This is a genomic window from Veillonella sp. S13054-11, from assembly GCF_002959795.1.
Classification (GTDB): Bacteria; Bacillota; Negativicutes; order Veillonellales; family Veillonellaceae; genus Veillonella; species Veillonella parvula_E.
On sequence record NZ_PPCY01000004.1, the window covers coordinates 276,264 to 288,420 of the forward strand.

Annotated in this window: 10 protein-coding genes; 9 read left to right on the forward strand and 1 reads right to left on the reverse strand. The window is 38.3% G+C overall.

What is annotated here, in order from left to right:
* The first annotated feature begins 109 nt into the window (after nt 1-109).
* The 3 genes from glmM (at nt 110) to VPHSUH08_RS05150 (ending at nt 3,839) form a co-directional block, all read left to right on the forward strand.
* Nucleotides 110-1,462, forward strand: a complete 1,353-nt coding sequence (gene glmM, locus VPHSUH08_RS05140; RefSeq protein WP_008602925.1) for a phosphoglucosamine mutase — start codon at nt 110-112, stop codon at nt 1,460-1,462.
* Nucleotides 1,463-1,786: 324 nt separating this feature from the next.
* Nucleotides 1,787-2,482: an aspartate/glutamate racemase family protein gene (locus tag VPHSUH08_RS05145; protein WP_004697879.1), complete on the forward strand. Its 696-nt coding sequence runs from the start codon at nt 1,787-1,789 to the stop codon at nt 2,480-2,482.
* Nucleotides 2,483-2,726: 244 nt separating this feature from the next.
* A complete protein-coding gene (locus VPHSUH08_RS05150) occupies nt 2,727-3,839 on the forward strand; it encodes a tetratricopeptide repeat protein (protein WP_105086942.1) in 1,113 nt (370 codons plus the stop codon).
* Between the two features lie 143 nt (nt 3,840-3,982).
* Here VPHSUH08_RS05150 and VPHSUH08_RS05155 read toward each other — a convergent pair whose 3' ends face one another.
* On the reverse strand, nt 3,983-5,479 hold the full coding sequence (locus tag VPHSUH08_RS05155) for a hypothetical protein (protein WP_105086943.1): 1,497 nt from the start codon (nt 5,477-5,479) through the stop codon (nt 3,983-3,985).
* Nucleotides 5,480-6,003: 524 nt separating this feature from the next.
* On the opposite strand from VPHSUH08_RS05155, the gene glmS reads away from it, so the two are divergent.
* The 6 genes from glmS (at nt 6,004) to VPHSUH08_RS05185 (ending at nt 12,152) form a co-directional block, all read left to right on the forward strand.
* Complete coding sequence (gene glmS, locus VPHSUH08_RS05160; RefSeq protein WP_105086944.1) at nt 6,004-7,836, forward strand: glutamine--fructose-6-phosphate transaminase (isomerizing); 1,833 nt, start codon at nt 6,004-6,006, stop codon at nt 7,834-7,836.
* 56 nt (nt 7,837-7,892) lie between these two features.
* The gene (trpS, locus tag VPHSUH08_RS05165; RefSeq protein ID WP_105086945.1) at nt 7,893-8,879 is read left to right on the forward strand and encodes a tryptophan--tRNA ligase; all 987 of its coding nucleotides are present in this window, start codon (nt 7,893-7,895) and stop codon (nt 8,877-8,879) included.
* A gap of 36 nt (nt 8,880-8,915) precedes the next feature.
* The gene (locus VPHSUH08_RS05170; RefSeq protein ID WP_004693862.1) at nt 8,916-9,392 is read left to right on the forward strand and encodes a hypothetical protein; all 477 of its coding nucleotides are present in this window, start codon (nt 8,916-8,918) and stop codon (nt 9,390-9,392) included.
* Nucleotides 9,393-9,651: 259 nt separating this feature from the next.
* Nucleotides 9,652-10,464 (forward strand): amino acid ABC transporter substrate-binding protein, encoded by an 813-nt coding sequence (locus VPHSUH08_RS05175; RefSeq protein ID WP_004693860.1) that lies wholly within the window; start codon nt 9,652-9,654, stop codon nt 10,462-10,464.
* 123 nt (nt 10,465-10,587) lie between these two features.
* Entirely contained in the window at nt 10,588-11,244 is a 657-nt protein-coding gene (locus VPHSUH08_RS05180) for an amino acid ABC transporter permease (RefSeq protein WP_004693858.1), read from the forward strand.
* A 152-nt stretch (nt 11,245-11,396) separates the two neighbouring features.
* Nucleotides 11,397-12,152: an amino acid ABC transporter ATP-binding protein gene (locus VPHSUH08_RS05185; protein ID WP_004693856.1), complete on the forward strand. Its 756-nt coding sequence runs from the start codon at nt 11,397-11,399 to the stop codon at nt 12,150-12,152.
* The last annotated feature ends 5 nt before the right edge of the window (nt 12,153-12,157 follow it).

Consider the following 12,157-nt stretch of genomic DNA (forward strand, 5'->3'; position numbering starts at 1 on the left):
GTATGCTTTCCATATTATGATATAATACACAACAGTAATTATTGAAAAGATACACACGGTAGATATATAGACTTGTGAAACTTTCACAAATCCTTAGAGGAGGATAATTATGGCTCGTTTATTTGGTACAGATGGTGTACGTGGTGTTGTTAATGAGTTTTTAACGCCGGAATTAGCTTATCATTTAGGTCGTGCGGCAGGAACGCATTTTGGTAAGAAAAAGGATCACCCTACGTTCTTGATTGGTCGAGATACGCGAATTTCTGGTTCTATGCTTGAAAGTGCATTAGCGGCGGGCATTTGCTCTGTTGGTGGCAATGTAGTAATTGCAGGCGTTATCCCAACTCCAGCAGTAGCGTACCTTGTACGTCAACAAGGTTTTGATGCGGGTGCTGTTATTTCTGCATCTCACAATCCATATCCAGATAATGGCATTAAATTCTTTGATGGTAATGGCTATAAATTACCTGATGAAGTGGAAGATGAATTGGAAAAATATGTTCGTCAAAGCGCAGATAATGAATTGGCGCGTCCTACGGGTGATGGTATTGGTAAAATTGAGTTCAATAGTAACTTGGCTCATTTATATGCTCATTTTGTACGTCACACAATCGATACGTCCCTTGAAGGGTTGACTATCGTTTATGATGGTGCTAATGGCGCAGCTTCCAGTGTAGGTCCGGAAATTTTGTCTGGACTAGGGGCTAAAGTCATCAATATTAATGTGAATCCAGATGGCTTGAATATTAATCATCATTGTGGTTCCACACATATTGAAGGCTTACAAGTAGCCGTACAACAACATAATGCAGACCTTGGTATTGCTAATGATGGCGATGCTGACCGCTGTTTATTGGTTGATGAAAAAGGTCAAGTCCTCGATGGTGATCAAATCATGTTGCTATGCGCCCTTAAGTTAAAAGAAGAAGGCAAACTTAAAGGTGATACCATAGTTGGTACCGTTATGAGTAATATCGGATTCCATAAAGCAGCAGAAGAACTTGGTATGAAAACGGTTTCTACTGCTGTTGGTGATCGATATGTATTGGAATATATGCGTGAACATAATCTTTCCGTTGGTGGTGAACAATCTGGTCACGTAATCTTTTTAGATCACAACACCACTGGTGACGGCATGTTAACAGCTGTTCAAGTGGCAGCTCTTATGAAGGAGAAAAAGCAACCTCTTTCTGAGTTGGCCGGCATTATGACAAAATACCCACAAGTTCTTGTAAATGTTCGTGTAGCTACAAAAACTGGCTGGGAAGATAATGACCTCATCAAAGCTGCTATCGTAACAGCTGAAGGAGAACTTGGTGATGAAGGTCGCGTTTTAGTACGTGCATCCGGGACAGAACCACTCATCCGTGTCATGGCTGAAGGGCCTAACCAAGAAGAACTACAATCCCTGTGCCAAGAAATTGCTGATATTATCGGTAGAGAACAAGGGTTGGCTGAATAAAAGTAGGGTGTGAGGCGGCAGAGGAGCCTGCGACGATGAAGCCCACACATCACTTTGTTCCGAGCGTAAGATTTTGCGAAGCAAAATCCACTGCGAGGAACCATCTTTACTGAGATTAATCCTATGGATTTTAATAATTGTGAATCCATTCTACAATTTGATATTAAAGGTATCCCCTCCTATATATGTCCCTTTGCTCCGTCCTACGTAAAGTCACTGCAGGATCGTATATAGGAGGTTTAGAGATGAGTGATATTTAAAATTGAATAATCATAATGAATAATCTTTTTATTTTGGTTTATTCTAAGCTTAGAGGGTGAAATTATGAAAACAATAGGTTTAATTGGGGGAATGAGCTGGGAAAGTACGATTACGTATTACCAAGTCTTGAATGAAACTATTAAGCAAGTTTTGGGCGGCTTACATTCAGCAAAATGTATTTTATATAGTGTCGATTTTGAAGAGATAGAAAAGTGTCAAGCAAATGGAGATTGGGTCAGAAGTGCTGAAATTTTATCCGATGCTGCTCAATCTTTAGAAAAGGCTGGTGCTGATTATATTGTTATATGCACGAATACAATGCATAAAGTAGCGGATGAAATAAAAAGACATATTCACATTCCACTTCTTCATATTGCGGAAATGACTGCAGTAGAGTTGGAAAAATCAGGTATTACAAAGGTAGGTCTACTCGGTACCAAGTACACGATGCAACAAGATTTTTATAAATGTATCTTGGAAAATCGGGGGATTCATGTTGTTATACCTAACGAAGATCAAGTCGAACTTGTGAATGATATTATATATAATGAATTGTGTTTAGGTGTTATTTCTAATGAATCTAAACAACAATACTTAGATATTATTGGTGATTTGGTAAAATCTGGTGTACAAGGTGTTATCTTAGGCTGTACTGAAATTGGGCTACTTATTAAACAAGATGATACGGATATACCTTTATTTGATACTACATTGATACATGCAAAAAATGCGGCTTTAATTTCTATTGATAGAGCATAATATAGTTAGGTTTTATTTTGTCCAAGCAACATAACTCTCTATTAGATATTTTATTCATTTTTAGAATATTTAATAGAGGGTTATTTTTATGCAATTAGAATTAGATAGAGGCTAAAGGAAATCTTTTTGTATAGTTTGAATTTATACGAATGGCGTTATTATAAGCACAAAAGTATATAAGTAATAACTTATGTTATTATAAACATATGGTCTAAAATATGTTCGATGATAGTAAAGGTGTAATATGAAACTTGCTATAAGAGAGTATTGGCAAAATCTAAAAACAGAATATAAAACTAATTATAAGGTATCTATATTTAGTGATTATAATGTATTAAAGGAATATGCAGAGCGTTTCGGAACTTACTTGCATGGTTTGATGCATGAACATCCGCATGATGTGGATGTGGTATGTGCTTTAGCAACTGTTGAACAGGTGTTGAGGCATGAAGAAAATTCAATACAACTATTGGAAGAGTTTCTCAGAAAATATATAGAAGAACTGAGTGATACTGAAAAAGCAAGAGTTTACACTAATTTGGCTTTTTATTATAACGATGAGGGGAATATAAAAGAATATGACTATCTATCTGCTGCTGTAAAATTAAAGTCCCCATATATAGAGACTTACAGAGGGCTGGCTTTATATCATTTTTCAGCTTATAGAGAGAAAGGTTCTGCAGAGGACTTAAAGAAAAGTTTACGTGCTTTTGAAAGGGGAATAATAGTATCGAACGATTATGAAATGAACTTTGGCTATGCAGTGTGTTTGTTTGAGCTTAAGCAATATGAGAAAGCAAAGGTCATTTTTGAAGAGTTATTAAAGAGTTATCCAAATAGGATGAGGTTACTAGTTTGTATTGCTTATTGTGATGTGTATTTAGGTAATAAAGAGCAAGCCCTTGATCGTTTGAAGCAAATTAAGCTTGGAGGCGATGTAGCATATCATTTAAGTAATGATGAAGTTTTTGAGTTTGATATCATTGACGCCTATTATATATTAGATGAGTATGACCTATTCTTAGACGAATGTGAGAAGGCTAAAGAGCACTGTGATTTAAGTGATGGCCCTTATTACTTTGGCCTTTGGATTATGAATCAACATGATATGTTCCATCGTGAAATGGACAAGCAACGAACAGAAATATTGGCATGCATTGAAAATGCAAAAATGGACGAAGACTTTGATAGCGAAGAAGAAAAGCAGGACTATATCAAAAGCTGGGAAGATGATTTAGAGAATCTAAATTTGTTGGAACATAAAATTAAAGATGAAAACTACAAGCCTATGGTTGAATTAAAACTGTGGCCTATATATGGCTGCTATTTAATAGACTGTTTAACTCATAACTTATAATATGCTAACTTCATAGTGATAGAGCTAAAGAATATTTATATAGTTGAAGTTTTATAGTTTTGATTGAAAAAGAATAGCACTACTTTGGATTGGAATAATTCAAAGTAGTGCTTTTATTATTATTTATCAGCCACAACGAGTTTCTATCCATTTAAGTGAATGTTACTTCCCGTTGTGTCTTCGTTGTTCAAGGATTTTACATAGCTGTCGCCTGTTAATATCCAATTGGAGTCTTTGCTGAGTTTCACAGTTACTTCTTTAGCAGCATTGTCTGTGTTTATAGCGCCTACAAGGCTAGATCCATTTGTCATGTCTAGTGCGATGGTACTGATTGAATCAGCCATAATATTACCGCTTAGTTCTTGATTAGATGTGCGGAGTGTAAGATGACCGCCGTTCTCACCAGTTTTTCCCCAACGGGAGTCGGCAGCTGCTTTCACTAAGGTAGAAGTGTTCGGCATAGAGATGGCATTGTTAGAAAGGTCTACTTCAGCAGTAGTGTTGTTTACATAGAGGAACGCACCTGTAGCGTGAGTTGTAAGTGTATTATTCTCTGCTTTCAGGCGAGCAATACCGCTTTCAGCATCACCAGAGAAGCTTTGATATAGCATGAAACCATTATCTTTGTAGCCTGTTACATTGGAGTTTGTAAGGGTAATAGAGTTCTTACCTTCTACGACGCCAATTTCACTGTTATTAGCTACACCGTTGACATTGTTTACCATAATATTACCAGTGGAGTAGATAACAGGACTGCCTTCGCCAGATGTCGTAAGTTTTGCCGCTTCTGCGGTGATAGTGCCTTCTCCGCGATCTGTAGCAAGTGTAGCAGAGTGAGCCCCTTCAGTGGTGATAGTTAGGTTTTTGCCATTTACAGTACCTTTGTAAGTAGCATCTAAACCACGAGAGGAATCGCTTTTTGTGTGAATATTAGTATTTTCTACGTTGATAACCGAGCCTTCACCAGTGGCAAAGACTGCGTTAGAGCCTTTAGAATTAGATGTAATATTGCTACCTTTGATGTTAATTTGGCTACCCTCGATACCGAGGACTACTGCATTTTGACCACGGAAATTGCTATTGTCATCGCTTGTAGTGTCGCCTGTTTTATCGAAAACGCTATTTTCAATATCAATTACCGCTTTATTTTTACCGATGAAAGCATTCTGATCAGCCGTTGTGTTTGTCATCGATTCGTGAGCAATGGATTTGTTTTCTGTAACGATAGTTGTGCCTTTAAAAGTACTAGGATCTACTTCAACTTGTGGTGCCATTCCATTAGAGGCTCCATTCTGCATAGCCATTGGAGGCATACCGTTAGGAGTGCCAGAAGGAGGATTCCCATTTGGAGGTATTTGGTTAGACGTGCCTGTAGGGGAGTGACCCATAGGTGGTTTGCCGTGAGGTGCACCGGTTGGAGGTGTGCTTCCTTGTGCAGATGGTACTGTTTTAGTTTGTTCTGTTGTGGTTATAACTGCTACGTTGGTATTAGTTTGAGTCTCTGCAGCTAATGTTGGGATAACTGCTAATGTCGATAAAGCAGCACCAAGGACTGCAGGTAACACCCAACGACGTAATTTTCTATATGATAAGCTATTCTTTTTAGTTTTATGTTGTTTCTTTATAGTTGTTTTATTCATGATTAATATCTCCCAAATTATATACATACATTTTGAAAATACAACAAAATCTAATTGTGTAAAATTTAGAATGATAGAAGTATAATTTCTTACAATGAAAAGGACGTGAAGCATAGAATCAATCTTTTCTATTCTTTTTGAATTATCTGTGGTAGTTTACTTTTTATCGATTTTTTTAGTATAATATACCTCAGTACATATTTTATTTTGTACTGATTCTGCCGTATATCATAGAAAGGAATTCCAAATTCGTAAAGGCGAATAGCGCAAGTACCCGCGAAGGCAGTCGTTAGGGTAGACGAGGTGAAGAGTGATCGAGTCATCAGCGGATGCTCTTCCGGCATATTCATGTCGTAACAGGTATTAAAAAGCCCATCGGTAACGATGGGGACAAAGTATATCTGAATGAATTGTATTGAACTAATATTTAATACATTAAATAGGATATTAATCTAGAACATTAATTAGTTAGCCTTAGTTTTTGCTGGGGCTAGAAATACCCCCAGTTATAGGAGGATATACATATGTGCGGTATCGTAGGATACATTGGCTTTAATCAAGCATCTGATTTCTTGTTGGACGGTATGGCAAAGTTAGAATACCGTGGTTATGACTCTGCAGGTATTGCTGTTATCGGCCCTGAAAATGTAATTAAAATTCAAAAGAAGGTTGGCCGTCTTGCTAATCTTGAGGCAGTTGTGAAAGCAGATCCTAATGAAGGAACTGTAGGCATTGGTCATACACGTTGGGCTACACACGGTCGTCCATCCGACATGAACGCCCACCCTCATGCATCTGAAGATGGTAAATTTGCTGTTGTACACAACGGCATTATTGAAAACTACATGCCTTTGAAAGAAGAGCTCCTTGCCAAAGGGTACCATTTCAAATCTGAAACTGATACAGAAGTTGTAGCTCATTTGTTAGAGGATATGTACGATGGCGATTTCGTGGGCACAGTACGCCGCATGCTAGCTCGTGTTGATGGTGCGTATGCTCTTGAAATCATCTGCTCCGATGAGCCAGATAAAATCATTTGTACTAAAAAAGAAAACCCATTGGTTATCGGCCTTGGCAAAGGTGAAAACTTTGTAGCATCCGATATTCCAGCTATCATTAACTACACACGTGATACATACATCTTGAGCGATGGTGAATTAGCTATTGTAACTCGTGATAATGTATCCGTATTCGACCGTGAAGGTAACTCTGTTGATAAAGAGGTATTCCATGTAAATTGGAACGCTGAAGCAGCAGAAAAAGGTGGTTATGAACACTTTATGTTGAAAGAGATTCATGATCAACCTAAAGCTGTTCGCGATACATTCGGTACACATATCTCTGAAGATGGTAAAACAGCAATCTTTGATGAGCTAAATTGGACTGCTGAAGATGTAGCAGCTTTCAATAAAATTCTCATCGTTGCATGCGGTACTGCATACCATGCAGGTCTTGTAACAAAACAATATATTGAAAACTTGGCGCGTATTCCAGTTGATGTGGAAATAGCATCTGAATACCGTTACAGCAACCCGTTGACTGATGATAAAACATTATGTATCGTTATTAGTCAATCTGGTGAAACATCCGATACATTGGCGGCTTTGAAAGAAGCTAAACGCCTTGGTGCCAAATCATTGGCCATTACCAATGTTGTTGGTTCCAGTATTTCTCGTGAAGCAGATAACAAAGTTTACACATGGGCTGGCCCTGAAATTTCTGTAGCGTCCACAAAAGCGTATACTACTCAATTAGTAGCGGGATTGTTGTTCGCCGTATACCTAGGTCAATTAAATGGTAAATTAAATCCAGCCTTAGCTGAAGAAATTCTTAGCGGCGTTAAAAACTTACCATCCTTGATTCATGAAATCTTTGAAGTAGACGAAGATATGAAAGCCTTTGCTAAACATTATGGCTTCAAATCTGATGCATTCTTCTTGGGCCGTGCTATCGACTATGCAGTAGCGATGGAAGGTGCTTTGAAGTTGAAAGAAATTTCTTACATCCACGCTGAAGCATATGCTGGTGGCGAATTGAAACATGGTACATTGGCTCTTATCGAAGAGGGCGTACCTGTTATTGCATTGGCTACACAAGAGGATGTTTACGATAAGATGATCAGCAACATCCGAGAGGTAAAAGCTCGTGAAGCTATTGTAATCGGTATTGGCATGAAAGGTGACGAAGAATTATCTAAACACGTAGACCACACAATTTATGTGCCTCGTGCGAATAAATTTATCGCTCCAATCTTAGCGGTTGTACCATTGCAACTATTGGCGTATTATGCAGCAATTACACGCGGTGCAGATGTAGATAAGCCACGTAATTTGGCTAAATCTGTAACCGTAGAATAATATATAACCAACAGTGCTTTGGCACTGTTGGTTTATTTCAATATAGGGAGACTATTATGGCAGTTATATTTTCCGGCATCCAACCAAGTGGGGAGTTAACACTTGGTAACTATTTGGGGGCTTTACGTAATTTCTTAGACTATCAAGATACTGATGAATGTTACTATTGTATCGTTAACCAACATGCGATTACGGTACCGCAAGATCCAAAAGAATTATTTCAAAACACTCGTAATTTGGCTGCATTGTACCTTGCGGTTGGCCTTGACCCTAAAAAGGTAACATTGTTTGTTCAATCCGAAGTACCTGAGCATGTTAAGCTCGGTTGGGTTATGCAATCTATTAGCTATGTTGGCGAATTAGAGCGTATGACTCAGTACAAGGATAAGTCTCAAAAGCAAGGGGATTCTATTCCAACTGCATTGCTTACGTATCCACCGTTGATGGCGGCAGATATTTTGCTATATGGTACGAATTATGTTCCTGTAGGGGAAGACCAAAAGCAACATCTCGAGTTGACTCGTAATTTAGCAGAGCGTTTTAACCGTAGATTCGGTGAAACTTTTGTAGTACCTGATATCAAGGTCGGAGAAGGTGGCGCTCGCGTTATGAGCTTGCAAGAACCAACTAAGAAAATGAGTAAATCTGATGATAACCAAAATGCTACAATCCGTCTTTTGGATGCACCAGATTTAATCGTGAAAAAGTTGAAACGAGCTCAAACTGATTCTGATAATGCGGTTCGCTATGATAAAGAAAATAAACCTGGCATCTCTAACTTGATGGGGATTTACCGTGCTATTACAAAAGACAGCTACGAATCTATCGAAGAAATGTATGCTGGTAAGGGTTACGGTGTATTTAAATCCGATATTGCCGATCTATTAGTAGCAACCCTTGAACCAATTCAACAACGTTACAATGAATTGATTACAAGCCCTGAACTGGATGTAATCCTCGATGAAGGGGCTGCTAAGGCGCATGCTAAAGCAAGTGCAATGTACTGTAAGGTAGAACAAGCTATGGGCTTGTGCCGTAAATAAAATCATATAGTAGACTTTCAATTTGTGAGGTAAACCATGACGAAACAAGAGGCGATGGAACGCTTTTCATCAGGTGCCGTACAACAGAGCATAGAAATACATCGCGGTATACAGTGGACCGGTCGCATCATCGGTCTAGTTGCGTGTGCGTTGATTGTAAAATATATGCCCTCAGACTGGGCGGAACGTGTATGGTATTATCTGTTGTTGCTCGTGATATTATGGACCCTTCATAGATTAGGTGAAAGTCAAGCTTTTATCTGTGAAAAGGGCCTCGTGTTAAAACGTAGGCCCTTTTCTGTGAAAGAATACTTTCACAGTTTATTCTATGGGGATGAATATTTTGTCTTTGTTGATTATGAGCATATTATTGGATTCACTGAGGAATGGCGTGAGTTGCAAGCGATGAATGGTCATGGTGGGATTTATGTGATACCACTTGATCTGCATCAGGTGGCGTATAAGGATAAAATGGCGATGATTGAGGCTATCCATAAACATACGCAGTCATAAAGTGTAAGTACGAAGCGTCATATAATATAGGCATACAGAAATATAAATATAGGACTACAGAAACATAAAGCAAATGAATCTAGAATCATAAACTATATATGTGGAGAGTCTGTAAAATAAAAAATGCAAAATTCATCGAATTAACTATTTACAACTTTAACGAACTAAAGTATAATACAATCATTAAGTACGGAATCTAAATCTGTATTGAACATATTATTAAGTAGTAAATGGGCGATAATCGCCGTGGAGGATAGTTATGAATTGGAAAAAGATGATGGCCGTTGGCCTTGCAGCCGTGTCTATGATGGCATTTGTAACAGGTTGTGGTGGTGACGCTAAAAAAGCTAATACAGAATTGCCTAAGAAAGTTGTTATCGGTTTAGATGATAGTTTCCCTCCAATGGGCTTTAAAGATGAAAAAGGAGAAATCGTTGGCTTTGATATTGACATGGCTAAAGAAGCAGCTAAACGTGCTGGCATGGATGTAGAGTTCAAAGCTATCGACTGGTCTAGTAAAGAAGCGGAACTAAAATCTAAAAAAATTGATGCGTTGTGGAATGGCTTAACAGTTTCTCCTGAGCGGGAGAAAAATATTTTGTTCTCCAATACATATATGAAGGATAAACAATATGTTATTGTTCGTAATGACGATGATTCCATTAAAGGAAAAGCCGATTTAGCTGGTAAGGTAGTAGGCGTGCAACAAGCTAGTACTGGTGAAGCAGCATTGCAAAACGACCCAAGCGGTAAGACGGTTAAAGAGACAAAATCCTATGCGGATTTTGTAAGTGCCTTCATGGATCTTGGTATTGGTCGTGTTGATGCGGTTATTGCTGATGGTGTAATCGCTCGTTATCTTATGACAAAAGAACCTGGTAAATATAAAATCGTAGAAGGTACTGACTACGGCGTTGATAATTTCGCTGTTGGCTTCCGCAAAGATGATACTGCTTTGCGTGACAAAATTAATGGTATCTTAGCTGAAATGAAAAAAGACGGTACTGCTGATAAAATTGCTGAGAAATGGTTAGGCTCAGGCGCAGACTTAGATAAGAGCGATGCTAAATAGTACAATTCGTGATATACTAATAGTACTATGGTCAGTAGGTACAACTGATAATTAAAGAACGAAATGTACACTAGAGAAGCGGCCAGATGGCCCTTCTCTAGTCGTGTTTTGAAGGAGTCTTTCATGTTAGATTATTTATTGCAGATTATCCCAACCATCGCTGATGGTTTAAAGGTAACCGTATCGCTATTCTGTATTGTATGGATTTTATCTATTCCTGGTGGCATTTTAATGGCTATGTTACGCCTATCTAAATTGCCTTTAGTAGATAAGCTTGTCGATGCGTTCGTATATTTAATGCGGGGCACACCGTTGATGCTACAAATCTTATTCGTCTATTATGCATTACCAATCATCACAGACGGTGCTATTCAAATGGATGATGCCACGGCAGCAGTTCTTACCTTCGTATTAAATTACGCAGCTTATTTATGTGAGATTTTCCGTGGGGGCATTCAATCTATCTCTCGAGGTCAGTACGAAGGGGCGAAGGTGCTTGGTTTTACCTATGCACAAACTATGCGTAAAATCATCTTGCCACAAATGTTTAAACGTGTATTGCCTCCTCTTGCGAATGAGACGATTAACTTATTGAAAGATACATCTCTTGTATATGTATTAGCGATGAATGATATCTTGCGTATTACAAAATCTATCGTACAACGTGACTTTGATATTTCTGCATTCCTCGTGGCAGCATTATTCTACTTGATCTTTACCTTTATTTTAACGAATATCTTCAACTACTTAGAACGAAGATTTGCTGTATACGAAGATTAATCTAATTCTATGATAGTTTGTCGTATGTAATGATGTAGCTAGTTTTATAGGTGAGATACTTTTATTTGATGCTATAGATGCGATTTTGTAGATGAGATATCTTTACTTGAGGTGCTGGTTATATACTTAATATGACGACGTAAGAGGTACTTATGACATTTGTAAATATGGAGCGTATTGAAAAACGCTTTAATAATCAATCAGTATTGCGCGATGTGTCGCTTAAAATGAATAGAGGAGAAATCGTTTCTATTATTGGACCTTCTGGTTCAGGTAAATCCACATTTTTACGCTGCTTGGGCCAGTTAGAAACGATTGATGGAGGCTCTATTACCGTTGATGGTACGGTTCTTGCTAGTACTGAAAATGGGGTTGTAAAATATGCTTCTCCTCAAACTCAGCATGAATTATTGCTTCGTATGGGGATGGTATTTCAATCTTTCAACTTGTTCCCGCATATGACGGTATTAGATAATATTATGATTGCTCCACGTATGGTAAAAGGTATGAAAGATGATGAAATCTCACCGATTGCGGAGCAACTACTCAATAAAGTAGGGTTATGGGAAAAACGTAATATGTATCCATCTCGCTTGTCTGGTGGTCAGCAACAGCGTGTAGCTATTGCTCGTGCGCTAGCGATGAATCCTGAAATTATGCTCTTTGATGAACCTACATCTGCTCTCGATCCAGAGCTTACTGGTGAGGTTCTTAAGACGATTAAACAATTGGCGGACGATCACATGACGATGATTATCGTAACTCATGAAATGAACTTTGCTCGAGAAGTATCGGATCGTGTTATCTTTATGGCTGATGGTGTTATCCAAGAAGAAGGAACACCAGAACAAATTTTTAATCATCCGCAGAACGAAAGAACGAAAGCGTTCTTGGATAATATGTTATAGGAGGT